At 59.5% G+C, this 22,192-nt stretch carries 23 protein-coding genes and 1 pseudogene; 18 read left to right on the forward strand and 6 right to left on the reverse strand.

What is annotated here, in order from left to right; all coding sequences use genetic code 11:
• Positions 1-243: 243 nt before the first annotated feature.
• Complete coding sequence (locus tag H522_RS0113545; RefSeq protein ID WP_026962738.1) at positions 244-1,002, forward strand: alpha/beta hydrolase family protein; 759 nt, start codon at positions 244-246, stop codon at positions 1,000-1,002.
• An 11-nt stretch (positions 1,003-1,013) separates the two neighbouring features.
• Positions 1,014-1,493 carry an NUDIX hydrolase gene (locus H522_RS20660; protein WP_051344274.1) on the forward strand — a complete coding sequence of 160 codons (480 nt, stop codon included), beginning with the start codon at positions 1,014-1,016 and terminating at the stop codon, positions 1,491-1,493.
• A gap of 3 nt (positions 1,494-1,496) precedes the next feature.
• Here the strand turns inward: H522_RS20660 and H522_RS0113555 are convergent, their stop codons facing one another.
• From H522_RS0113555 to H522_RS21590, 3 genes are read right to left on the reverse strand one after another with little or no spacing between them, the layout of a single operon-like run.
• A complete protein-coding gene (locus H522_RS0113555) occupies positions 1,497-1,991 on the reverse strand; it encodes a MogA/MoaB family molybdenum cofactor biosynthesis protein (RefSeq protein ID WP_026962739.1) in 495 nt (164 codons plus the stop codon).
• Complete coding sequence (locus H522_RS0113560; RefSeq protein WP_155836439.1) at positions 1,951-2,406, reverse strand: ROK family protein; 456 nt, start codon at positions 2,404-2,406, stop codon at positions 1,951-1,953. The genes H522_RS0113555 and H522_RS0113560 overlap by 41 nt, the downstream gene beginning before the upstream one ends.
• 13 nt (positions 2,407-2,419) lie before the next feature.
• The gene (locus H522_RS21590) at positions 2,420-2,674 is read right to left on the reverse strand and encodes a hypothetical protein (RefSeq protein ID WP_026962741.1); all 255 of its coding nucleotides are present in this window, start codon (positions 2,672-2,674) and stop codon (positions 2,420-2,422) included.
• A gap of 30 nt (positions 2,675-2,704) precedes the next feature.
• Between H522_RS21590 and H522_RS19480 the strand changes: the two are divergent.
• A pseudogene (locus H522_RS19480) lies at positions 2,705-3,024 on the forward strand (carbohydrate ABC transporter permease); the annotation flags it as partial.
• Here the strand turns inward: H522_RS19480 and H522_RS0113575 are convergent.
• A complete protein-coding gene (locus tag H522_RS0113575) occupies positions 2,998-4,356 on the reverse strand; it encodes a tetratricopeptide repeat protein (protein ID WP_026962743.1) in 1,359 nt (452 codons plus the stop codon). The pseudogene H522_RS19480 and the gene H522_RS0113575 overlap by 27 nt on opposite strands.
• 404 nt (positions 4,357-4,760) lie before the next feature.
• Here H522_RS0113575 and H522_RS0113585 point away from each other — a divergent pair, with 404 nt between their 5' ends.
• Both H522_RS0113585 and H522_RS19485 read left to right on the forward strand, forming a co-directional pair.
• A complete protein-coding gene (locus H522_RS0113585) occupies positions 4,761-6,500 on the forward strand; it encodes a phospho-sugar mutase (RefSeq protein WP_026962744.1) in 1,740 nt (579 codons plus the stop codon).
• A 177-nt stretch (positions 6,501-6,677) separates the two neighbouring features.
• Positions 6,678-8,573, forward strand: coding sequence for a S53 family peptidase (locus H522_RS19485; RefSeq protein WP_051344276.1), 1,896 nt, complete (start codon positions 6,678-6,680; stop codon positions 8,571-8,573).
• A gap of 220 nt (positions 8,574-8,793) precedes the next feature.
• On the opposite strand, the gene H522_RS0113595 is transcribed toward H522_RS19485, so the two are convergent.
• The gene (locus H522_RS0113595; protein WP_026962745.1) at positions 8,794-8,991 is read right to left on the reverse strand and encodes a cold shock domain-containing protein; all 198 of its coding nucleotides are present in this window, start codon (positions 8,989-8,991) and stop codon (positions 8,794-8,796) included.
• A gap of 311 nt (positions 8,992-9,302) precedes the next feature.
• On the opposite strand from H522_RS0113595, the gene H522_RS0113600 reads away from it, so the two are divergent.
• The 7 genes from H522_RS0113600 (at position 9,303) to H522_RS0113630 (ending at position 16,335) form a co-directional block, all read left to right on the forward strand.
• A complete protein-coding gene (locus H522_RS0113600; RefSeq protein ID WP_035453974.1) occupies positions 9,303-10,832 on the forward strand; it encodes a gluzincin family metallopeptidase in 1,530 nt (509 codons plus the stop codon).
• 79 nt (positions 10,833-10,911) lie between these two features.
• The gene (locus H522_RS0113605; RefSeq protein ID WP_245578120.1) at positions 10,912-11,673 is read left to right on the forward strand and encodes a WecB/TagA/CpsF family glycosyltransferase; all 762 of its coding nucleotides are present in this window, start codon (positions 10,912-10,914) and stop codon (positions 11,671-11,673) included.
• Positions 11,674-11,927: 254 nt separating this feature from the next.
• The gene (locus tag H522_RS0113610) at positions 11,928-12,149 is read left to right on the forward strand and encodes an alpha/beta-type small acid-soluble spore protein (RefSeq protein ID WP_026962748.1); all 222 of its coding nucleotides are present in this window, start codon (positions 11,928-11,930) and stop codon (positions 12,147-12,149) included.
• Positions 12,150-12,407: 258 nt separating this feature from the next.
• Positions 12,408-13,595: a methionine adenosyltransferase gene (metK, locus tag H522_RS0113615; RefSeq protein WP_026962749.1), complete on the forward strand. Its 1,188-nt coding sequence runs from the start codon at positions 12,408-12,410 to the stop codon at positions 13,593-13,595.
• Between the two features lie 410 nt (positions 13,596-14,005).
• Positions 14,006-15,217, forward strand: a complete 1,212-nt coding sequence (locus tag H522_RS0113620; protein WP_026962750.1) for a sensor histidine kinase — start codon at positions 14,006-14,008, stop codon at positions 15,215-15,217.
• On the forward strand, positions 15,177-15,833 hold the full coding sequence (locus H522_RS0113625) for a response regulator (RefSeq protein WP_026962751.1): 657 nt from the start codon (positions 15,177-15,179) through the stop codon (positions 15,831-15,833). The genes H522_RS0113620 and H522_RS0113625 overlap by 41 nt, the downstream gene beginning before the upstream one ends.
• 73 nt (positions 15,834-15,906) lie before the next feature.
• Positions 15,907-16,335 carry a glycosyltransferase family protein gene (locus H522_RS0113630; RefSeq protein ID WP_026962752.1) on the forward strand — a complete coding sequence of 143 codons (429 nt, stop codon included), beginning with the start codon at positions 15,907-15,909 and terminating at the stop codon, positions 16,333-16,335.
• On the opposite strand, the gene H522_RS0113635 is transcribed toward H522_RS0113630, so the two are convergent.
• Positions 16,304-17,626: a helix-turn-helix domain-containing protein gene (locus tag H522_RS0113635; RefSeq protein ID WP_026962753.1), complete on the reverse strand. Its 1,323-nt coding sequence runs from the start codon at positions 17,624-17,626 to the stop codon at positions 16,304-16,306. The genes H522_RS0113630 and H522_RS0113635 overlap by 32 nt on opposite strands.
• A 261-nt stretch (positions 17,627-17,887) precedes the next feature.
• On the opposite strand from H522_RS0113635, the gene H522_RS0113640 reads away from it, so the two are divergent.
• The 6 genes from H522_RS0113640 (at position 17,888) to H522_RS0113665 (ending at position 22,148) form a co-directional block, all read left to right on the forward strand.
• A complete protein-coding gene (locus H522_RS0113640) occupies positions 17,888-18,748 on the forward strand; it encodes a DegV family protein (RefSeq protein WP_026962754.1) in 861 nt (286 codons plus the stop codon).
• A gap of 49 nt (positions 18,749-18,797) precedes the next feature.
• Positions 18,798-19,613 (forward strand): ComF family protein, encoded by an 816-nt coding sequence (locus H522_RS19490; RefSeq protein WP_051344277.1) that lies wholly within the window; start codon positions 18,798-18,800, stop codon positions 19,611-19,613.
• A 198-nt stretch (positions 19,614-19,811) separates the two neighbouring features.
• Positions 19,812-20,222: a TIGR03826 family flagellar region protein gene (locus tag H522_RS0113650; protein ID WP_026962755.1), complete on the forward strand. Its 411-nt coding sequence runs from the start codon at positions 19,812-19,814 to the stop codon at positions 20,220-20,222.
• A 24-nt stretch (positions 20,223-20,246) separates the two neighbouring features.
• Complete coding sequence (locus H522_RS0113655) at positions 20,247-20,999, forward strand: sigma-70 family RNA polymerase sigma factor (protein WP_026962756.1); 753 nt, start codon at positions 20,247-20,249, stop codon at positions 20,997-20,999.
• Positions 21,000-21,173: 174 nt separating this feature from the next.
• Complete coding sequence (locus tag H522_RS0113660) at positions 21,174-21,497, forward strand: flagellar biosynthesis anti-sigma factor FlgM (RefSeq protein WP_026962757.1); 324 nt, start codon at positions 21,174-21,176, stop codon at positions 21,495-21,497.
• 198 nt (positions 21,498-21,695) lie between these two features.
• Positions 21,696-22,148 carry a hypothetical protein gene (locus tag H522_RS0113665; RefSeq protein ID WP_026962758.1) on the forward strand — a complete coding sequence of 151 codons (453 nt, stop codon included), beginning with the start codon at positions 21,696-21,698 and terminating at the stop codon, positions 22,146-22,148.
• The last annotated feature ends 44 nt before the right edge of the window (positions 22,149-22,192 follow it).

Genomic DNA, 22,192 nt, shown 5'->3' on the forward strand with positions numbered 1-22,192 from the left:
GTTCGAAGGAAACAAGTTTGCATCCGGCTGTGGTCATTGTTGTTTCATCTAGTGTCAATATCCCTTATATAGTGAGAAGGGGATATCTATCAACTGACATTCGTCAAGTCAATTCGAATACGGTATCCCCATTTGTCCTGCGCCCTTTGGCATGTCGTCCAAAATCCGGCATAATGATGAGAAAAGATGCGTAACACTCGGCCTTTCTGTATCCGACGACCTTGCCAAGAAGGGGACGATTCCATGCAGCGAGCTGTCGAACTCGTAAGTCACGGTGCCACATTGCGGGGAATGGAACACATTCCGGACACCCCGGACGAGCGATACCCTGCCGTCATCCTATTTCATGGGTTTACCGGCAACCGCCTGGAACCCCACCGCATGTTTCTTAAAATCTCCCGAATGTTGGAAGGCATCGGTTACGCCAGCTTTCGCTTCGATTTTATGGGCAGCGGGGAGAGCGACGGCAACTTCGAGGACATGACGTTGTCGACCGAGATCGCCGACGCGCATGTGATTCTCGACCGGGTCAAACAACACCCGCGCGTCGACGCGAATCGTATCGTGCTCTTGGGACTGAGCATGGGTGGGTTGGTAGCAAGCCTGGTGGCGGGGGACAGACCCGAGGACGTCTGGCGGTTGATTTTGCTCGCACCGGCTGGGAACATGCCGGGGATTGTCCGTTACATGGAGGCCAATGAGCCGATTGATCCGGACGCAAAGGTGTATGATCACGCCGGAAATCTGGTCGGGCGTGCGTTTGCGGACGACTTGCGGGGTCTCAACGCCTACCCAAGAGCAGCGCGCTATCAGGGGCCGGTCCTCTTGATTCATGGCCAAAACGACGAAACGGTGCCCTATCAGGTCTCGGAACAGTACCGGGATGAGGCGTACGGAGTACGGGCCACCATCCATATCGTCGAAGGGGCCAATCACACGTTTGACGGACACGCGTGGGAAACGGAGGTCCTTGACACCATCCGGGGTTTTCTCACTCGATAAGGGGGCGTGTCATGGGCCGTTCGTCGTTTTGGCAGCGGGCTGTGGTGCAGACTTATGCCCACATGCCGCGTTGGCTAACAAGTCCAGTGGTGCGCATGGTCAAGCGTCAATACCCGATAGGCGTGGCGGTGGTCGTCTTTGATGACGCAAATCGGCTCTTGGTGCTCCGCCACACTTACGGAGACCCGCCCTGGCGGCTCCCGGGCGGCCTGATGGAACGGGGCGAGTCGGTCTATGAAACGGCTGCCCGCGAGGTGCGCGAGGAGGCCTGCTGCGAGGTTCGACCGGAATGGATTGTCGAAGCCGAACCGGCGGTCTACACGTTTGATGTGGTGCTGCTCGCCACGTCGATTGCGCAGTTGCCCTTCACGGCCAGCGCGGAAATTGCCGAACGGCGCTGGATGCAGGTCGAGGAATTCTATCAATTGAATGACGATCAGCGGCCGTACGTGGAACGGGCTCACTGGCTCCGTCAGCGTCTCGGCTGCTGAAGGTCAGCCTCGATGCTCCGTATCGCCGCAGACTAAATCGACCAGATGGCGAAGAACCGGCCGAATCACGGCGAAACACTCGCGAACCGCCTTTTCGCTGCCTGGGAGATTGATGATGATGGTGTCACCGGCAATCCCCGCCACTTGTCGGGACGTCATCGCAAACGGGGTGTGGCGCAGGCTTTCCATCCGCATGGCCTCCGCAACCCCCGGCAGCTCTTTCGTGATAATCGATTTTGTTGCCTCAGGGGTCACGTCGCGCGGCCCGGCTCCCGTTCCACCCGTGGTCAACACCAGGTGAATGTGGGAATCGTTCACCCATTGCCTGAGCGTATCGGTCAAGGTGACCAGGTCATCGGGAGTCGCTGCTCTGGCGCTGACCGTAAACCCGCTCTCTTCAAGCAGCCGTTGCAGCGCATCCCCGCTTTTATCCTGCCGTACTCCTGCCGTCACGCCGTCACTGGCGGTCAATACTGCCGCTTGATATCGGTTCTCCAAGTTTACCGTCTCCTTTTTCATTGGTGGTCTCCAGCCTCTCTGTGGGCCAGCGTGCGGTATCCGCAAATACCGTCTGCCATAACGGTAGCCCCGCCGCGCCATCGGCGACGGCGTCGGCTGCGACAAAGTCAATCGGAGTGCTGCGGTTTCCAGCCAATGCACGCCGAGCCAACACGCGTTCTAGTCTCGGCCCCAGCTCGTCGGCCAGTTTGGCCATCTGTCCGCCAATTAGAACAACCCCGGGGTTGAGTGCGTTCACAATGTTCGCGATCCCGATGCCGAGGTACATGGCCAACGTTTCCAGGGCTTGATGAACTCGGCATAGATCAGAGGGTGGCGGAGACCACGCTTCGGGCGTGCCGAATGCGCACCGGCAGAGGCCTCCTACAGTTCTTGCAATACTACTTCTGCACATTATAGAAACGAAGTCAAGCGAAACGCCGACCGTGTGTCAGAACAAAAGGGGGCGACGTCATGCGGATGCGCCGAATGCTCGCTGCTTCGTCCGTGGCACTGGTGGCGCTTTTTCTCACCGCTTGCGGCAGCGCGTCAAACAACAACTCAAGTTCGACAGGCAATTCCGGCAATACCAGTGAAAAGACCAGCGGAAGCGGCACCAAACAGGTGTAGATCTTCAGCTGGTGGACCGGTGCCGGCGAGTCGGATGGGCTAAAGGCGCTCATCAATATGTGGGCATTCCGAATGACCTGGTAGAGGCTGCGCGCATCGACGGGAACAGGTACTGGGGGATTTTCCGGAACATCATCCTGCCGCTGTCCATCCCTGGGTTTGTCGTCATTGGAATCTGGGAGTTCACGCAGGTTTGGAACGAATTTTTGTTTGCGGCGACCTTGACCACGCCGCCGCACCAGCCGGTATGGTGGCTCTGCAAAACCTGTCCGGCAGCCAGATTGTCCAGTGGAACGTGCAGATGGCCGGCGCCATCATGGCGGCGCTGCCGACGCTCATCGTGTACATTTTCCTCGGCAAGTACTTTGTCCGCGGATTACTGGCCGGATCGGTCAAAGGATGAGTCAGGGGGTTCGGGTGCGCTAGGCACGTGGTGAATTCCAGGGTACTCGTAGGCTACGCGGCGGATGTAGGCCCGGTAGTGAGACAGCGCCAGTTTACGATGGCGGTTGACCTCGCAGGCGATATCCTGAACTGTTGGTCCTGCGCTCGTTTCGAGCAGGTCAGCCACCATTTCAGCGGCGATCCCGATGAGTACGTGGTCTTGGGTGGGCAAGGCGGCATCTAAGGCCGTCTTGGCGTCTGCGAGTCGCTGCTCACCGTCGGTTCCGCGTTCAGCGCGCAGGAGCAAGAGTTCTGCGGCGGTTTTGGGCAGGTTGTGCGCCTCTGCCGTGGCCAGCGCGCGGTTGAGGGTGGCTTCGCTTTGTTCTATATCGCCGGTGTACTCGTGGGCCAACGCCAGATTGCGCAACGCGATGCAGACGCAGAGGGGGTCCTTGGCGGATTGACCCATTGCCAAGGCGCGCTCCGACCAGGTCTTGGCCTCCGTAATCTGACCTCGTTCCAGGCAGGCGGCGGCCAGACTGCAGGCGATGCGTCCCTTATCGGCAGAGAGACCTTTCCAGCGCTGCAGAATATCATAGGCCAGAAGCAACGATTTCTGACCGTCGTCCGGCCGCTTGGCCCGCACCTGAATGACCCCGAGCAGTGCGAGCGCTTTCGCATAACTGGGAAGGTCTTGCAGCGCTTGAAACGCTTCTGCCGCGCGGAGCGCGTACCACAACGCCATCACTGGGTTGTTCCGTTCCGTATACGTGTACCCCAGATTATACAAAAGCCGGGCGTATATCGGGTTGTCGTGTTCTGTCAAATGCTCCTCCGCCAGCACCAGCCAGTGTTCCGCTTGTTCCTCGTCATGCTGGTAGAGACAGCTGCTGCCGTAGTAGAAGCATGCCTTGGCATAGGCCGGGGTATCGTGGGTGTGATCGAAAATCATCCGGCAGATTTGCTGTACTGTCGCGAAATCCTTCGTCGTATAGTAGTGTTGACAGAGTTCCATCGCAATGCGCTCGTGTACGTCTTGCCAGTGCCCGCGCAGAGACGCAAGGGCTTCTAAGAGCAGTTGATGGTTGGTCGTAATGGTACTGGTAAACGAGAGATCGTTGGCCTCGAGCGCCGCGGCGTAGGCCGCCAGGGTGTCGTCCTGAAGCCGTTGTGCAATCATCTGCAGCATATCGGGCAAGGGCAGCTGACGCCCGCTTTCGCACAGGCTGATGAGGGATTGGCTGGCGATGCCGTGAGCCAGGTCCGCTTGCGACAGGCGCCGCCGTTGCCGCAGACTGCGAATACGGTGGCCAATGACGAACGCAAGTAGTTCGCGATCGGTATCTGTCATCTTGCATTCCCCCTTGTCTATTGCGTATGTTCATCAAGTTGGAAGGGGTGACACACATGCGCAAGCTGGCTTGCCTCGTGGCTGCATTGGCGACGTTTGCCGCCGTGGTAGCCGTTTTACCCAACGATGGATTGATTCCACCGACGCCGTTTTCACACACATCGACACTGTGACGGTCAAAGCCTATGACGGTCAAAGCGCGGGGGCCGCAAGCGGATGGCTTGTGGTTCTTTTTTGTGGACTGCTTCCATTTAAACATAGAAATCCGTTGAAAACATCGGACTTTTGTCCCTTACGCATTGGCATGCGCCTTGCCATGCGCCCGGCAATCCGGCATGATCGAGTTGTACTTGTACGGGTATCCTAAACGTGCAGGCATCATTGAACGAGGTGAGAAATGCGACGTGGACGTAAAAACCAGGTATGAACAGTGGCTCAACTATCCAGGACATCCGCCGGAGCTGCGGATGGAATTGGAAGCCCTTGCTGGGCAGCCTGATGTGCTTGAGGATGCGTTCTATCGAGACCTCGAGTTTGGCACTGGGGGCCTGCGCGGGGTGCTGGGCCCGGGCACCAACCGAATGAACGTGTACACCGTCCGCAGGGCCACGCTCGGGCTGGCTCGCTGGGTGGTCAAGCAGGGGGAGAAGGCGAAAGAGCGCGGGGTCGCGATTGGGTACGACTGTCGCCGCATGTCCCGCGAGTTTGCGCTGGAGGCCGCCTGTGTCCTGGCCGCAGCTGGGGTGCGGGCCTATGTCTTCGAACACCTCTGTCCTACGCCAGAACTCTCCTTCGCCGTGCGGAGGCTGGGCGCTGTCGCCGGTATCATGATTACCGCCAGTCACAATCCGCCCGAATACAACGGCTATAAAGTCTACAACGAGGACGGAGGGCAAATCCTGCCCGATGACGCCGAGAAGGTCATGGCGGAAATCGCGGCGATTGAGGACCTGTTCGCGATTCCACGGATGGATGAAGAAGCGGCGAAGGCGGCGAAACTCCTGACCTGGATTGGCGAAGACGTGGACAAGGCCTATGTGTCCGCCGTCGTCGAAGCGGTCCGGGAACCGGCGGTGGCCGCTCAGGCTCGTGAGCACCTGCAGATTGTCTACACACCCTTACATGGCACCGGCAACCACCCTGTGCGGGATGCGTTGGCTGAGGCTGGGTACAAGAACGTGCATGTGGTCGCCAGCCAGGAGGCCCCGGATGGCGAATTTTCCACCGTCCGTTCCCCCAACCCGGAAGAGCCTGAGGCGCTGGCCATCGCCATCGAAGAGGCCAAGCAGCGGGGGGCGGACCTAGTCATGGGGACCGATCCGGACGCGGATCGCGTGGGCATCGCGGTGCGCGGGAGTGATGGCGAGTATCACCTCCTGACCGGCAACCAGGTGGGCGGTCTGTTGGTCGACTTTGTCCTCTCCCAGCGGCGCACCCGCGGCCAGCTGCCGGAAAACGGGGTGGTCTTCAAGACCATCGTCACCTCAGGCCTCGGAGCGGCGGCGGCGCGCACGTACGGCATCGGGACCGAGGACACCTTGACCGGTTTCAAGTACATCGGCGACCGCATTCGGCACTACGAAGCGAGCGGTGAAAAGACGTTTTTGTTCGGGTACGAGGAGAGCTACGGCTACCTCGCGGCTCCCATTGTCCGCGACAAAGACGCGGTCCAGACCTGCCTGTTGATTGCCGAGATGGCGGCGTATCACCAAATGCAGGGCCACACCTTGCTCGACGCTCTAACGGAACTATACGGCCGGGTCGGCTGGTTCAAGGAGCGGCTGGTCAGCGTTACCCTGCCAGGCGTGGATGGACTCGCGCGCATCCAGGCGGTGATGCAGCGCCTGCGTGCGAAGGGGCTACCCAAAACGGAAGGGTTGGTCTTGGAGGTCATCGAGGACTATCAGGTGCGTGAACGCCGCCGGGCCGACGGGGCGGGGGTCGCCGAGCCGTTGACCCTGCCGCAGGCCGACGTCCTGCGCTATCAGTTTGCCGGCGGCTCCTGGTTGGCGGTTCGGCCGTCCGGTACCGAGCCGAAACTGAAACTCTACCTGGGCGCGCAGGCCCCGAATGCAGCCGGCTGCGAGACGCAGCTCGATTCGCTCCAGCGATTGGCGGACGCCATCGTCGCCTTGGCGGATTGACACCGCATCCAGCTGGCAAGACCCACGGAATTCCACGAGAAACAGGGCGCCTGGAAAAACAGGCGCCTACCTTGCCTTAATTCGATATTTTTCGACTTTATACATAGATATAATAAACTTGCAACGCTCGGCAAAAGGGAATGTGATACAGAATACCGAATATGGGGGTGCTTTGCCGTGAAGAAGGGATGGGCTCTGTTGGTCGCACCAGCGGCGCTGACATTGGCCACGACGGTTTTCCCGGTGGGAGGAAGCGTAACCGCATGGGCGGCAGACAACACCGGTACGAGTGCATCATCTTACAACCAGCCGGCGCCAGCGGATGCGAAGGACCTCGGTCCGACCAGCGGGCAGCAGGTTATCACAGCCACAATCGTCCTCAAAGTAAGGAATGCAGACGCTCTGACTCGCTACGCCGAGGCAGTTTCTACAGCCGGAAATCCGCAGTATCGGCATTTCCTCTCCGTGCGCGAGTTCCAGCGTCGGTTTGCCCCCTCGAACCAGGAGATCCATGTCGTTATCCGCTACCTGGAAGCCAACGGGCTACATGTCCAGCAAGTCTATGCAAACAACCTGTTGTTGAAGGTTGAGGGCACAGCTCGGCAGTTCAACACAGTCTTCGATACTTCGCTGCACGATTACACGCAGGACGGCAAGCGATTCCATAGGCCGCAGCGGCGCCCGCAGATTCCACGTGCACTGACCGACAGTGTCCTGGCGATTTTGGGTCTGGATACGCAGGCCCTGGCTCGTCCGATGAATACCCAGGCCAAGCAGGTGGACGGGCAGACCACTCCGGTTGTGCTGCCGAAGGACGGAAGCACCGCGACCGGCATTCCCGGGGATTATACGGTGGGGGACACCGCGCAGATGTACGATGTCAATCCGCTGTATCAAACAGGCATCACCGGCAAAGGCCAAACCATTGGCATCGTCACCTTGGCCGACTTTGAACCGAGTGACGCCTATACGTATTGGGATGCGATTGGCCTAAAGTATAAGCCCAACCGGATTACCCAGGTGCATGTCGACGGCGGCGGGGAACTCAGCTCCGATGCCGGATCTGGCGAAACCACGTTGGATGTCGAACAATCCGGTGGCCTGGCCCCCGACGCGCACATCCTCGTCTACGACGCGCCGAACACCGACGCCGGTTTTATCGATGCGTTCTACAAAGCCGTTTCCGACAACCAGGCGGACAGCCTTTCGGTGAGCTGGGGCTTGCCGGAGATCTTCTACAACGCGGCGCTCAACGGCGGCGTCGACTATACCAGCGAGCTTAAGGCGTTTCATCAGGTGTTTATGGAGGCGGCGGTGCAGGGGCAGTCGATGTTCGCGGCCAGCGGCGACGCGGGCGCCTATGATGTCAACCGCGACTTGCCTTATCCCGATTTCTCGAAGGTGCTCTCAGTCGATGCGCCTGCGGCCGATCCGTTCATCACGGCGGCCGGGGGAACGACGGTTCCCTTTACCCATACGTTCCAGAAGGGGACGGTTACGATTTCGGAGGAGCGTCCATGGGCGTGGGACTACCTGGCCAACCTCGGTTATGACGGGGTGTTTCCGGTCGGCGGCGGCGGTGGCGTGAGCACGTATTGGGCGCTGCCTTGGTACCAGCGCGGCCTGGCGGGGATTCAGGTGTCGGCCAGCGGCCAAAGCCTCGTCGATAACACCACGGATGAGGACCTGTATGACCTGCCGAGCGGTTTTGCGGGCCGCAATCTCCCCGACCTCTCGATGGATGCCGATCCAGAAACCGGCTATCTCGTCTACTCGACTACGGATGGGGGCTGGGGAGCCGGCTGGGGAGGAACCAGCTTCGTCGCGCCGCAGATGAGTGGCATCACCGCCCTGCTTGACCAGAGCGTGCACGGCCGCCTCGGGTTGCTCAATCCACTGCTGTACGCCATTGCTCGGTCCGGCTCCGGGTACGGGACGGATCGTCCGTTCAACGATATCACGGCGGGAACCAACTGGTACTGGCAGGCACAGAAAGGGGACGATCCGGCCGTGGGTATCGGGACACCAAATGTCGCGAATCTGGACAAGGTGGTCAGGGTGCTGGCCCGGTAAGATAGAGGCCAGCGGTTCTCCAATCCCCAATCCGGTCATCGCCGTTTCGGTGCGGGTGTCCCAACGGGGCCTGGGCAGCGGGGCCTGGGCGCCTGCGCCGTCGTATGTAGGGGCATGCGGGCGGTGCCTGCGAGATTCGACACGAATCGTCAATATCGACGCAAAAAACGCCCCGCATACGCGGGGCGATTCGATTCAGATGTGAGCAACTCAGAGAAGTTTACAGTTTCTGGACGTTGGCAGCCTGCGGACCGCGCTGACCTTCGACGACGTCGAACTCGACAGCCTGGCCTTCCTCAAGAGTACGGAAACCTTCACCCAGGATAGCGGTGTAGTGAACAAACACGTCGTTGCCGCCCTCCATCTGGATGAAACCATAGCCCTTCTCCGCGTTGAACCACTTTACAGTTCCTTGCACAAGTAATGCCTCCCACTCAGTACCATCGTACTAGAGCCAAGTACTTCTCCGTACTCCTGCGCCGTACCATCGTACTAAAAGATATTTGGTGCCGATGTGATTATAACATCGGCAAGGAGGAGTGTCAACTATGCCCTCCTGCTTATAGTATATCGCGATAAGCCCGAAAAGTTGCACGCCACGACTCGGATTTTTTGACGAGCAAACGCGATGTTGCGTGTACGAGCAGGTCTGAACCCTCGGTTTCCCGGCCAAACTGAAGCTAGGTTTCCTTCTGCGCGAGAACGGCACACATGCAGGGGTCGCTGCGGGTGGCCATTTTTGAGTGGGGTGAGGTCATGCCAAAGTCGTCGGGCAGGGCGTTTCATGCAGGGGTTTCGGTGCTTGCTTTGCTGTTGGCGGCGGCGTCCGGGACGGCGATATGGTACCAGTACGACCCGGGGGCGGTCGCGCGGCTGTTGGCCCCACTGCTGCCGGGGTTTGGACCCAAGACAAGCGGCGGCGCGGCTCAGCCAACCCCGGCGCCATCTGGAACGACGACGGCCGGCAACACAACGGCCCCGGGTCAGACGGCCCCCGCCGGCGCAAATTCGGTTACCCAAGCCCAACCCGGAACCAACGGACGCACCCAAGCGACCGACCTCTCCCAGGTTCGCGTCCGCGCCTTTGACAAAGGCGTCAGTGCCACCGAGTTGGCAACCGTGAAGCGGCTGTTAAACCAGGGTGGCATTGTCGACGAGGTGACGTCACAGCTGCAACTGCACCTGAAAAGCCCCGTCAACATCCTTCTGGCCAGCAGCAAACCCGCGTACACAAAGGCGTTGGCGCAAGCCGGCATGTCCGTCTCCGACGCCCGGGAGCTCAGTCAGGATACGGGGGGGTTTACGCAGGATTCTCTGATTCTCATTCCGATGTATCAAAACACGTCCACACCGGATCTTGGCAACACGCTCGGACACGAATTGGTCCACGTCGTGCTCAACCAGGACGTCGGGCAGGTACCGAGCTGGATGAACGAAGGTTTGGCTGTTTACACCGGGATGGCCGTTGAGCGGCGCATGGAATCGTCCGTCGCCTACAACGGATACGCCCGGCAGTTGGCGGAGACGGTCGTCCAGGCGGCCACCGACGGCAAGTGGGTGCCCTTGGCCAACAGCGAGTCCGCACTGCTGGGCGGATCGGCCCCATATGACTTGGAACTGCAGGATTGGTTGGCTGTGGCGGAGTTGTTCCAAACACGCGGTCAATCTAGACTCCCGCGCTACTTTCAACGGTTGCGATCCGGCGTGTCGGCGGATGCGGCTTTCCAGAACGCGTTCGGGTTGACGCGGCAGGCGCTGGACGCGCGTCTGCGCGGGTTGGCCCAGCAAGCGGCGCGGATGCCCAACCCGGGATTGGACCTCACCTTATCCGTTCCCAACGGGTTTACGGGCTACATCCGCATCCTGCCACGCAACAGCCAGGTCTGGCAGAGCTTTCGGGCTACCCCAGGCGATATGCGTTTGACGATTACGCCGGATGGACGGGTTACCGGTGTCCCAGGGGCGGTGACGCAAACCCGCGATTCGGCGCCTGCGGACCCAGAGACCTTGTACATCAACCTCAGCCCCACCCACTCGTACACGTGGCACGGTAAGGCCGTATCCAACTGCGGGTTTGCGTTTGATTACCACGACGGCTTGTATTCGTTTGTCGACGCCTGGGTGACGACTACGGATGGACACACCGCATACTTGGATCAACCGGAGCTGTTTTCACTACGCATTGACCGGGCCGTCGAGCACACCCAGATCAACCCGCTGTTGCCGCTGCTCGCGGCCGGATCGAGCGCGGTTCAGTAAGCCCGTAACCTCTCCCGGATTTGGTGTATACTGAGGGGTGGAATGGCTGCGGACAAGCTGAAATCCGGGAGAGGATGCCGTGTTGCTGGGCACGATGACAGGGACGGCCGAACATATCCACGTTTTGGGGGTCCGGTTTGACCTGATGCCGCGCACCCACGTGGTGGAGCAGATCCTCGGCTGGATGGCCGAGGGCACGCGCCGCATGGTGGTCACGGCGGGCCCGGAGCTGGTGATGCAGTCGTTGTCGGATACAAAGCTGCAGCGGATTTTGCATGTGGCGGATCTCGTTACCCCGGACGGCATTGGCATTGTTTGGGCAGCGCGACGGATGGGCCTGCGCGGCGTGGAGCGGGTGACGGGCGTGGAATTGGTGGAAGATTTGCTGGCCACCGCGTTGGATCGGAAGCAGCCGCTGCGCGTGTTTATCCTGGGCGCCACTCCGTCGGCGCTCTCCGCCTGTTTGAAGACTTTTCGCCGTCGTTACCCGGAATGCGAGTTTGCCGGCCACCACGGTTACTTCGAGACTGCGGAGTGGCCGCAGATCTTGGCGGAAATCGAGCGTTTCCGACCCAATCTATGGCTGGTGGGGCTGGGGCAGCCGCGCCAGGAAAAGCTGATTTTTGAGTACCTGAAAGACCTGCCGCCCTGCGTTGGCATCGGCGTGGGCGGCAGCATCGACATCTGGGGTGGGACACTCAAACGCGCGCCGGCATGGATTCGTCGCTTAAACCTGGAATGGTTATACCGGCTGCTCCGGCAGCCCCAGCGTTGGCGACGCCAACTGGCGCTGCCGCGATTTGCCTGGCGCGTTGTCCGGAGTAAACAAAAAGCGTCTTAGGTACACGAACGGGAGAACGTGGGTCAAGGGGTAGTGCGGCTGCCGTCTTGTCGGTCAGCGAGCCGGTCGGGGCTCGATAGTGCTGGATGGTGGCCGTGCTTCGTAAACCCGCCGCGCTTATGACCGCGAAGCGCCGAGAGCGTGACCAGGTCATGGCCGCGGCGGAAAGTTTCACATCGTGTGTGGATGGGGCGCCGTGCATACCCTAGGAGTACGTCGGCGAAACCGCTGACCTTCTGGGGAGGTGCTGGTGGATGAGCAAGACGCACGTCGTTGCCGGCTGCCACAAAGCGCTCGACGATATGAAGTATGAGATTGCCCACGAACTCGGCATACCCGTCTACCAGGGCAGCGAGGATTACTGGGGTGAAATTGCCAGCCGTGATACGGGGGCGGTCGGCGGTCACATTACGGCGCGTCTGGTCGCCTATGCAGAACAGATGCTGGCCAACGGCGGATCGTCAGGCAGTGCATGATGAGCGTTATGGCCGGCGGAAAGCAAGACGAAAAATGAAATCCGTGTTGACAAAGGCGAGGCCTCATGATAGGGTCTCGCCTTTCGATTGTGTACATACCTTCACTCCGTCGAAATCTCATTGACGGAAGCAGTCGAATATAATACCATTACGGTGTTTTGGACACGGATTGCCGTCAAGTTCGGAGATGTTCCGAGGGCCGGACCCAGGTTCCGGCACCATTTGGCGTGATCCACCATCCGGGAAGGGGGAACTACGATGGCGGCACGTCGCTTGTTTACGTCTGAATCGGTGACCGAAGGTCATCCCGACAAGATTTGCGACCAAGTGTCGGACGCCGTGTTGGATGCCATCCTCACGGACGATCCGAACGCGCGCGTGGCCTGCGAGACATCGGTGACCACTGGCTTGGTCTTGGTTTCTGGTGAGATTAGCACCAGTTGTTACGTCGACATTCCGAAAATTGTTCGCCGCACGATTGCGGAGATTGGTTATACACGAGCGAAGTTTGGTTTTGATGCGGAGACCTGTGCGGTTATTACGTCCATCGACGAACAGTCACCGGATATCGCGGCAGGTGTCAACGAGGCTCTGGAAGCGCGCGAGAAGAATATGACCGATGCGGAACTGGACGCTATTGGTGCCGGCGACCAAGGGTTGATGTTCGGGTTTGCCTGTGACGAGACCCCAGAGTTGATGCCGCTGCCGATTTCTCTGAGCCATAAATTGGCGCGTCGGCTGAGTGAATTGCGCAAGAACGGAACGCTCCCGTATCTGCGGCCGGACGGCAAGACCCAGGTCACGGTGGAATACGAAGGGGACAAGCCGGTCCGTATTGACACGATTGTCGTCTCCACGCAGCACGACGAGGAGACCACGCTGGCAACCATTAAGCGCGACATCAAAGAGCATGTTATCGGCCACGTCGTGCCTGAGCAGTGGTTGGACGCGAATACCAAGTATTTCATCAACCCGACGGGGCGTTTCGTGATTGGCGGCCCGCAAGGGGACGCCGGCTTGACCGGCCGCAAGATCATCGTGGACACCTACGGTGGTTACGCCCGTCACGGCGGTGGGGCGTTCTCGGGCAAAGACCCGACCAAGGTAGATCGGAGCGGGGCTTACGCGGCTCGCTACGTCGCCAAGAATGTGGTTGCTGCGGGTCTGGCGCGCAAATGTGAGGTGCAAGTGGCCTACGCCATTGGCGTGGCCCGTCCGGTGTCCATTTCTGTCGATACGTACGGTACTGGCGTCATCCCGGAAGAAAAGATTGTCCAGCTGATTCGTGAGCACTTTGACCTGCGCCCGGCGGCCATCATCCGCGACCTCGACTTGCGCCGTCCGATTTACCGCCAGACGGCGGCGTACGGGCACTTCGGCCGTCCGGACCTGGATTTGCCCTGGGAACGGACGGATAAGGCCGAGGTTTTGCGTAAGTCGCTGTAAGGTTGTCCGGAAAGGGGTTAGAACTCCCCTTCGCATTGCTTTGTCAGCGCCCAAAATGCTCCCTCACGTACCAAAAAACGTACGCTCGGTTCGCATTTTGGGCTTGCTTCCTCGCACTGCTCGGGTCTTACCTAACCCCTTTCCGGACACTCACAAGAGGTTGTCCGGACTTAGGGAGTAAAAACGATTGTGGCACCCCCACAAATGAAGATGGCTCAGCGAACGATATAACATCACCCTTACCCCATGTTTGGGCGCCTTCCGGGAAACCGGTCGGCGCCGTTTTTTCGTCGCCGCGTGGCAGGAAAAACAACGGGATATCCAGAAATATTCATAGACTGCTATGAATTCCCGTATCTACAAAAACAGTTCCGAGAACAGACCACGTACAACGGAAGGGCGACGTGTAGTTGAATCCCAACATTGCTGCGTTGCAGGAGGCTATCCATAAGACACTCGCAGCCATCGCTGAGGGGCGGGGTCAAGTGGGATTGATTGTCGAATCCACGTCCCGGGAGTTGGAACGCATCGAGTCGGAATACGCCGAGATGAAAACGGCATGCCTAGAAGCCATCGCGCGGGTGGAGGCCTTGGAGGTTGAGGCTCGGCAGACGCGCAACCGCTTGGCAGAGGTCAGCCGCAGTACGGGTCCGCAGGCAGAGGCGAAGATGCGTCAGGCCTATACCGAGGCGGAAGCGGCGCAGACGGAATTGACGCGCTGGCGCGAACGAGAAACTCACCTGCGCTGTCGACGTGACGATCTCGCCCGGCAATTGAAAATGATGCAGGTGACCTATCACCAGGCAGAAGTGCTGATGATGAAGTTTGACCATGTCCGCGATTATCTGGCCACTGGGTTTCAAGGGCTGTCCAGCACCCTGGAGTCCGCGAAGGTCCAATTGATGCTCGGTTTTCAAATGCTTCAGATGCAGGAGGAAGAGCGGCATTGGTTGGCGCAGGTTTTGCATGACGGGCCGATGCAGTCGCTGGCCAGCGTGGCGATGCGACTGGAAAGCCACTGTCAGTTGGAAGAAGAAACCAAACGTAACGTGCAGCATCAACTGCGCGCCGTGATTCATGACTTGCGCCGGATTGCGTTCGACCTGCATCCTCCTCTGCTTGACGACCTCGGACTGATTCCGGCTTTGCGCCGGTATGTGCAACAGTGGATGGAGTGGACCGGGCTGTTGGCCACGGTGCGCCTGACTGGCATTGAGGCGCCGCTGGAGGCGGCGGAGAAAATGGCAGTGTTTCGGGCCGTGCAAGAAGCGTTGCACAATGTCCATCAGCACGCGCACGCCCACCGGGTCGATATTCTCGCGGTTTACGGGCCGGATACCCTTTGCGTCCGCGTCCGCGACGACGGCGTTGGCATCCAGCAAGCAGATTGGTCAGGTTGGTTGGCGTCCGGACGGATTGGGCTGACGATGGCCAATCAGCGGCTCTATCTGCTGCAGGGGAGGCTCGACCTTCGCCAGCGGGAGGGCGGGGGAACCGAGGTGGTCATTCAGGTGCCACTCAGGCGGGGGGGTGCCGCCGGAGGGCGGATGACGGATAGCGGCTACGAAGGAGGAGAAACGCTTGCAGATACGGCAACCGATTCGCGTGGCTATCGCGGATGACAATGATCAGTTCCGCGAAACCCTGCATGAAGTTTTAAGTTACGAATCGGATTTGCAGGTTATCGCCCTGTGGAAGAACGGGGCGGAAGCGGTCGCGGGTTTGGAGGTTGTCCAACCGGACGTGCTTTTGCTGGACATCAACATGCCGATTCTCAATGGCGTTGAGGCCACCCGCAAGCTGCAGGAAAAGTATCCGCAGCTCAAAATCATCATCCTCAGTATGTATGACGATGAAGGATACGTTCTCGAGACCCTAAAGGCGGGGGCCGCAGGGTATTTAGTCAAGGACGGATCGGTCACCGAGGTGGTCAGTGCGATTCGCGAAGTGGCTGCCGGGCGGGGGATGGTACACCCGCAAGTGACACAGACCGTGATTTCGCAGTTCCACAATCTAGCGCTGCTTAGCGACGGCTGGAAAGAAATTTTGACCAACCGAGAGATGGATGTCCTACGCGAGCTTGGTCAGGGCAAGTCGAACGACGAGATTGCCCGGGCGTTGGGAATTACCGAAAAGACGGTCAAAGACCATATCTCGAATATCCTCTCGAAGTTGGGCGTGAGCGACCGGACGCAGGCGGTTGTACTGGCCATGAAGCGGCGTTGGATACCTTCGTGAGATTCCGATAACTGCCTTCCTGCAGGGTTCCTCCCTTTTTGCGCAGGCATATACTGCCGTAGGGGGTGAGACCATGGTGGAAGCCTTGGTCTTTTGGGGCCTTGCCTTATACGGAGCGGTGGTTCTGGTCTGGCAGGTGACACAACGCCTCAAGCGGCAATGGCGGGGCAGTGCCCTGACGTTTGTTCTGGTGGTCCAAAATGCGGAGGACCACATTGAGGGAATGCTGCGGTCACTGTCTCTACGGACGGCCTGGTCCAATCGCCCACGGCGCATTGTGGTCATTGATGTGACTTCCGGGGATGATACCCCACGCATTCTCGAACGTCTGGCAGCAGAGAACGAGTCTATTGATTGGCAAACGGCGGCTGGCGAGGACGAGGTCCGGAGAATCTTGGAACAGACCTGCCTTGCCCAGCCGTTTTTTGGTTGCATTTACGATTTGCGGGCCCACTCAGCGCCCTGGGAAATTACAGAGGACATGACCCGATTCTGCCACTGAGTTCGTCAATCAGTTCATCCGCGCGTACGCTCCAAAGAAGCGCAGTCTCCGTATCGACCGTTTCGCTGGCCAAAAGCCACTGTAAAAGATACTCGTAGGCGTCGAGCATGGCGGTTATGTCATGATCTCGTTTTGCCGATTCGGCGACCTGCATGACCTCTTGCAAGGCATGCTCCACGTCCCCAATTCCATACCACGCCCGAGCACGCAAAAGCCGTAGGCGTAGAGCGACGGAGGGTTTGGCCTCGGAGCGGGATTGGTCACCAAACGGCCAAGGGAAGGAGGCCCAACACTCCTCGATGCGTTCCAGTGCAGCCTGATACTGTCCTTCCTGGAGCAACCGTTCCACGAGGTGCAGCTCGATTTGAACCAGCGATTGTCCATCACTGGCAATGGCGAGCCCTGCACGCAGCCAGGGAGAGGCCCAAGAAGGCTTTGTGCTGCCTAGAGATTCTAAATGGAGTTGACCCTCCAGGTGTCGCGCCGCTTCCAGAAAGGCAACCGCCTGGTCCATCAAGGCGCGCGCTCCGCCCGGGTCGTTGCGGGCTAGAGCCCTGTCCGCGTCTTGGACGAGGGATTCGGCCAGGCTGTGTAGCCCGGTCAAGCGCGGGGCGCGACGCAGGGCGCGTTCAACCCAGGCGGTCGCTTCGGTCGTCCGACCTTGTTCGTGCAAGAGTTGGTAGAGCCAAAGGTAAACTTCGGTTAACTCGGTTTCCAACTGGGTGTGGGAATACTCCGAATCTGCGGCTAAACGTTCTCCAAGAAGGACCGCGTTTTCCCATTCATGCATTGCCCCGTCCGGGTTGTTCATGGCATACTCAACCTGCCCGGACACTTTGTGGATGCGCAACAGGGCGCGTTGCTCCTGGGTTTGCAGAGCGTATTCGCGTAAACGTTCAATCAGCGGTACGGCCTGCGTGTACTGCCCCAACATGTTCTGGGCTTGCACGAGCAGCAGGTGGTATTCCAGATAGTCGTAGCCGGGTGGGTCTGGAACGGGCAGTTGGTTCAGCGCTTCCAGGGCCTTTTTCGGCTGGCCGACCAAGAGCCAATATTCGGCGGTTCGCAGCATGGTCGTGGGCGTGTAGTGGTCGCCGAGCTCGCCCAGAAAGTATTCGGCAGACGTTCCCAGGCGATTGGCCAGTTGACACAGCAAGGCATAGGATGGGCGAGCCTTATCGGATTCAATCTGGCTAATCATGCTGGAGGTCACAATGCCGTTTGCCAACTCCGCTTGTGTCATACCTCGCTGTTGTCGGATTTCACGGACCTTTGCGCCGATGGAGGTCATGTGGAAGCTTCACCAACCTTTCGGAGTCTTGTCTCAAGCTCTGACCTCAATGTCAGGAAGGGATCAACCGGATGGACAGAATACAAGGGAAAACAAGAGACAAGACAGAATACTAATGGAATTTTACAGTAAGTTGGCCAGAAATCCTAGCCCTATATAGGGAAGGATATTAATTCATAAAAGGTGAATACATCCTTGGCAAATACGGGGTTCGGAATTCCCGGGCAGGAAGCCCAGTAAGAAGTGGATGGAGGACGAACGATGGGAAAGATTGCGTTTGTGACCGACAGCACGGCATACCTGACACCAGAACAAGCGGGGCAGGATGGGCTGGAAGTCGTGCCGCTGACCGTGCTTTTTGGTTCTGAATCGTTCCGGGAAGGGGTGGACCTGACGACGGAGGCGTTTTTCACCCGACTGGCGCAGGCCGACAAACTGCCGACCACCTCGCAGCCGACTCCGGGAGAGTTTGCGGCGGTGTTTGAACGACTGCTGAAGGAGTATGACAGCGTCTTGTGTCTCCTGCTATCGAGTGGCTTGAGTGGTACCTTCCACTCGGCGGAGATGGCGGCGCGCATGGTTGATGGGGATGTGACGGTCGTCGATTCGCAGATTGCCAGCTACGGGATTGCGGGGCCGCTTTTGGATGGTATCGCCCTGGCTCGGCAAGGCGGTACAAAGGAAGATGTGCTGGACTTATGGCGGCGGGAGTTGACGGACATGCACGCCTATTTTGTCATCGACACGCTCGAATACCTGCATAAGGGCGGCCGCATCGGCGGAGCGGCGGCTGCGTTTGGCGCGCTCTTGCAGATTAAGCCGATTTTGACGATGCGCGAAGGGAAGATTGACCTGTTCGAAAAGGTCCGCACGCATCGGCGGGCGATGGAACGCATGCTCGCCCAGTTTGACCGGGACGCGCAGGCCGGCCGCCCGCTGCAAGTCGGGGTGGTACACTCACAGCGGCTTGCGGATGCCGAGAAGCTGCGCGCAGACCTTGTCCAGCGTTACCCGAACATCGAGGCTGAGGTCAGCGAGCTGGGGCCCGTTATCGGCACCCATACTGGGCCAGGCGTGTTGGCGTTGGTCTACTATCCGCGGCTGCTGGAAGGGCGTACCTGACTTGGCGCCCCGCGTTCCGGGGGCGTCTTCACATAGGCGACCTCCAAGGATGAAAACGGCCGCTTTCTCGACGACCGACTGGCTGGCACGGCTGGGCGCGGGCGCGGATGCGCGCCTGACCTTGCGCTTTCGCCTTAATCGGCTGTTTCAGGATGCGTGCGCCTGGCTCTATCCGCAATCAGATCCCATCTGTCCCCTCTGTCACCGCCCGCTGCCGGCCAGCCCTGAGTCGGATTTTCCTCGCTTTTGCTTGTTTTGCGCCCAACAATTGGCGGACGTGTCCTCCAGCCTCTGGACCGGGTATCTTCATATCCGACGCTTGCGCGTTCCGGTGGCCTGCGGCACCGTGTATGAGGCGGCCATTCCGGCGTTGATACGGGCCTGGAAATACGACGGGGTGCTCGCTTTAACGCCTTGGTTGGCCGGTTTTGTCGAACAGGCGGTGCAACGGATTGTCTCTCCTGTCGACAGGGGAAAATGGCGGATTGTTCCTGTTCCGACCTCTCCAGATCGGATGCAGAAGCGAGGATACCATCACGTCCTGATGTTGGCCGAACAGGTGGCCGAGCGGACGGGCATCGGCCTATGGCCGGGCTTAATGCGGTATCCGGATACAGCAGCGGGCGGCACTCAGTCGCAGACCGCCAAGTCGGCCGCCTTGCGCGCCGCGAGCGTGGCAGGCCAATTTGGTGTCCGATCCGACCGGCTTTTTGATCCTACTATCCGCGGGCGCATCGGCGATGTGCACCTGCTGGTGGTCGATGATATTGTGACGACCGGATCGACCCTGGCGGCATGTGTGGACGCGCTCTATCAGGCGGGCGCAACGCACGTGGCGGGGGCGGCCATCGCCCGGGTTCGCTGATGGAATCCGCTCGCCCGCAGAACGGCCGAGGTCTTTGAGGGAGTTTCCAGAATTACTCGCGCCCGAGGGTCTTTTTTGTCGAATGGAGCAGGAAAATGGCAGTCCAAAGTGGAAATGTTTTCGCAACGATTTTCGATGAATGTCCGGCTGTGGTGGACAGTCCGGGCGTTCCGACTTGATAGCAGGGTGGGAGGTTTCATGCCGATTGCCAACTGCAAACGGTGCGGCCGCATCTTCAATCGTGTTCGGCGCGACATCTGTCCGGCGTGCATCGCGGAGGAGGACGCGGCGTTCGAGAAGGTGCGGGCGTATCTCCGTGAACACAGGTTTGCCACGATGCCAGAGACCAGCGAAGCCACCGGCGTCGATTTGGACTTGATGATTGAGATGGTGAAGTCGGGCCGCTTGATTCTCCGCGACAACCCGAATTTCACTTACACCTGCGAGCGCTGCGGAGCGCCGACTCAGGTCGGCCGTTTTTGCGCCCGCTGCACGCGGGAACTCTCGCAGATGTTCACCCATGCAACGCGCACGGGTGCGGATGAGGACATGGACAAGCCGCAGAAGGAACAGCCGCGAGGCTATCGGCGAGGTTATTATTCGCGCTAGGGGCGTGAAGCGGGAGGCAGGAGTGTGGCGACGCCTTACAACGTGTATCGTCAGTTGCAGCAGACACGCCGCCAGGAGGTCGTTGAGGAAAACCTGGGCCTTGTTTATCGCATGGCGCGTCGGGTGCTGGCGGCGATTGGCCAGGATGGCCAGCTGGAATACGGGGATTTGGTCAACGCCGGAATCCTGGGTCTCTACGATGCGCTCGACCGATATGACGCATCGCGCGGGGTGCCGTTTGCGGTGTTCGCCAGCCGCCGCGTTCGGGGGCGGATGCTGGATGAAGTGGCGCGCCAACGACAATTGCCGCGCAGCCTGCGGGATAAACAGCGGCACCTGCATCAGGCGGTGGACGAGCTCAGCCAGAAGTTGCTGCGGTCGCCAAGCGATGAAGAGGTGCGCACGCACCTCGGGCTCTCGGAAAAAGAGTACCAGACGTGGCTGGCGGAGTGTGCCTGGACGTCCGTGTGGTCGGTGGATGAACTGGAGCAGGCCGGCCAGTGGGACGTGGCGGACGAGCGGGACGACATAAGCCCTGAGGCGACGCTCGATTGGCAGGAAACGCGAACCGAATTGGTGCGCGCCCTGGCCAAGCTTAGCCTGCGCGAGCAGCAGGTGTTATACGCCTACTACGTCGAGGAATTGACGATGAAGGAGACGGCGGAAGTGGTGGGCGTCAGCGAGTCCCAGATTTCCCGCATCCACAGCCGTGCCTTGGCGAAGCTGCGGGCGATGATGAATGAAACGAATGGGATCGAACGCCAAAACTTGGTATAACGAAGACCTAGACTCCCATCCCGCCGGGGCGGCACCATCAGCAAGAGAAAAATGCTCGTGGCGACTTTCAGGATAGAGGTAATCGGATAAAGGGTAGAAAGCGCTCAGGAAAGGGTGCAAGTTTCGCGCGAGAGTTCCGATATATAAAGAGAGAAGTGAACGGGTGGTGAAACCATGCGGATTGGAGATACCGGCTGGGGGTCCGGACTGGGGTTCGATGCTGAACGGGTGCAGGGAAGCACATCGACTCGGCAACGACCGACGGAACGGGCGCAGGCGCCACAGCCGATAGGCGCCGTACAGGACAGGCTGTCGACGGCTGCGGCAAAGAGCGGCGTATCGACCAGCGACGTGACGAACCGTGCCTCGGACCCCGGGGCAAGGGCGGATCGGGTAGCGGCGTTGAAGCGGGTGTTTCAGTCCGGCCAGCCTCTCAATTTGGAAAACTTGGCCGATAAGTTGCTGGAGAGCGGCGTGCTGTTCTCAGGCGACCATTAAGTGAACATAGCGCGAGCGGTCTGAGAGACGGCACGTCGATGAACGGGAACCTCGGCGAGTTTGTACTGGGTATTTGGACAACCTTGAATATGGGGTAGGGATTCTAGAGTAGATAGATGCGGATTTGCGCCAGAGGGGAACGGGAGGCGTTGGGCGGTACGCGGTGCGCCGCTGGTCAAAGAGGAGCGGTCGATACATATGGATACAGAACAGGTCCGGTTCTTTTTGTGGCAGATGCAGAGGCGCCTAGACGAGATGATGGAGCTTGGCGAGCGTGTTTTATCCGATTTGCCTGCGACGGATACGGACGGGCAGCGCTTTGCCGACCGGGTCGAAGACATTTTGGGGGTATTGACACGGCGGGACGAGGCGTTCCGGATGCTGCGCGAGCTACGATTGCCGGACGGCTGTTCCCTGCCCGTGCTGGCGCACCATGCCACCCCCCGGATTCGTCGTGAAGCGGCCGCTGTCATGGAAAGGATGGACGCCGCGGCGCGGCAGACCGAGGAGTTGAGTGAACGGCTGCGGGCGGTCCAGGGGGATTTGCAGGAGCGACTCTCCCGAGTCAGTCGTTCATTGCGTTTTACCTCCGCCTATCAGGCCGGGAGGATGGTCATCCCACCCGGCATGCGTATCAATCAAAAGGGGTAATTCGGTCGGTTTCGAAGCCATGGTTTGCCTGTAAAGGAGGACCT

Origin of the sequence: Alicyclobacillus herbarius DSM 13609 (assembly GCF_000430585.1) — a bacterium.
GTDB lineage: Bacteria > Bacillota > Bacilli > Alicyclobacillales > Alicyclobacillaceae > Alicyclobacillus_G > Alicyclobacillus_G herbarius.

Coding starts and splice junctions, on each gene's coding strand:
- H522_RS0113650 (WP_026962755.1), top strand. CDS start 19,812: ATGCCGATTGCCAACTGCAAACGGTGCGGCCGCATCTTCAATCGTGTT.
- H522_RS0113635 (WP_026962753.1), bottom strand. CDS start 17,626: ATGACCTCCATCGGCGCAAAGGTCCGTGAAATCCGACAACAGCGAGGT.
- H522_RS0113640 (WP_026962754.1), top strand. CDS start 17,888: ATGGGAAAGATTGCGTTTGTGACCGACAGCACGGCATACCTGACACCA.
- H522_RS0113665 (WP_026962758.1), top strand. CDS start 21,696: ATGGATACAGAACAGGTCCGGTTCTTTTTGTGGCAGATGCAGAGGCGC.
- H522_RS0113660 (WP_026962757.1), top strand. CDS start 21,174: ATGCGGATTGGAGATACCGGCTGGGGGTCCGGACTGGGGTTCGATGCT.
- H522_RS0113575 (WP_026962743.1), bottom strand. CDS start 4,356: ATGACAGATACCGATCGCGAACTACTTGCGTTCGTCATTGGCCACCGT.
- H522_RS0113630 (WP_026962752.1), top strand. CDS start 15,907: ATGGTGGAAGCCTTGGTCTTTTGGGGCCTTGCCTTATACGGAGCGGTG.
- H522_RS0113545 (WP_026962738.1), top strand. CDS start 244: ATGCAGCGAGCTGTCGAACTCGTAAGTCACGGTGCCACATTGCGGGGA.
- H522_RS0113610 (WP_026962748.1), top strand. CDS start 11,928: ATGAGCAAGACGCACGTCGTTGCCGGCTGCCACAAAGCGCTCGACGAT.
- H522_RS19490 (WP_051344277.1), top strand. CDS start 18,798: ATGAAAACGGCCGCTTTCTCGACGACCGACTGGCTGGCACGGCTGGGC.
- H522_RS0113560 (WP_155836439.1), bottom strand. CDS start 2,406: ATGTGCAGAAGTAGTATTGCAAGAACTGTAGGAGGCCTCTGCCGGTGC.
- H522_RS20660 (WP_051344274.1), top strand. CDS start 1,014: ATGGGCCGTTCGTCGTTTTGGCAGCGGGCTGTGGTGCAGACTTATGCC.
- metK (WP_026962749.1), top strand. CDS start 12,408: ATGGCGGCACGTCGCTTGTTTACGTCTGAATCGGTGACCGAAGGTCAT.
- H522_RS21590 (WP_026962741.1), bottom strand. CDS start 2,674: ATGAGCGCCTTTAGCCCATCCGACTCGCCGGCACCGGTCCACCAGCTG.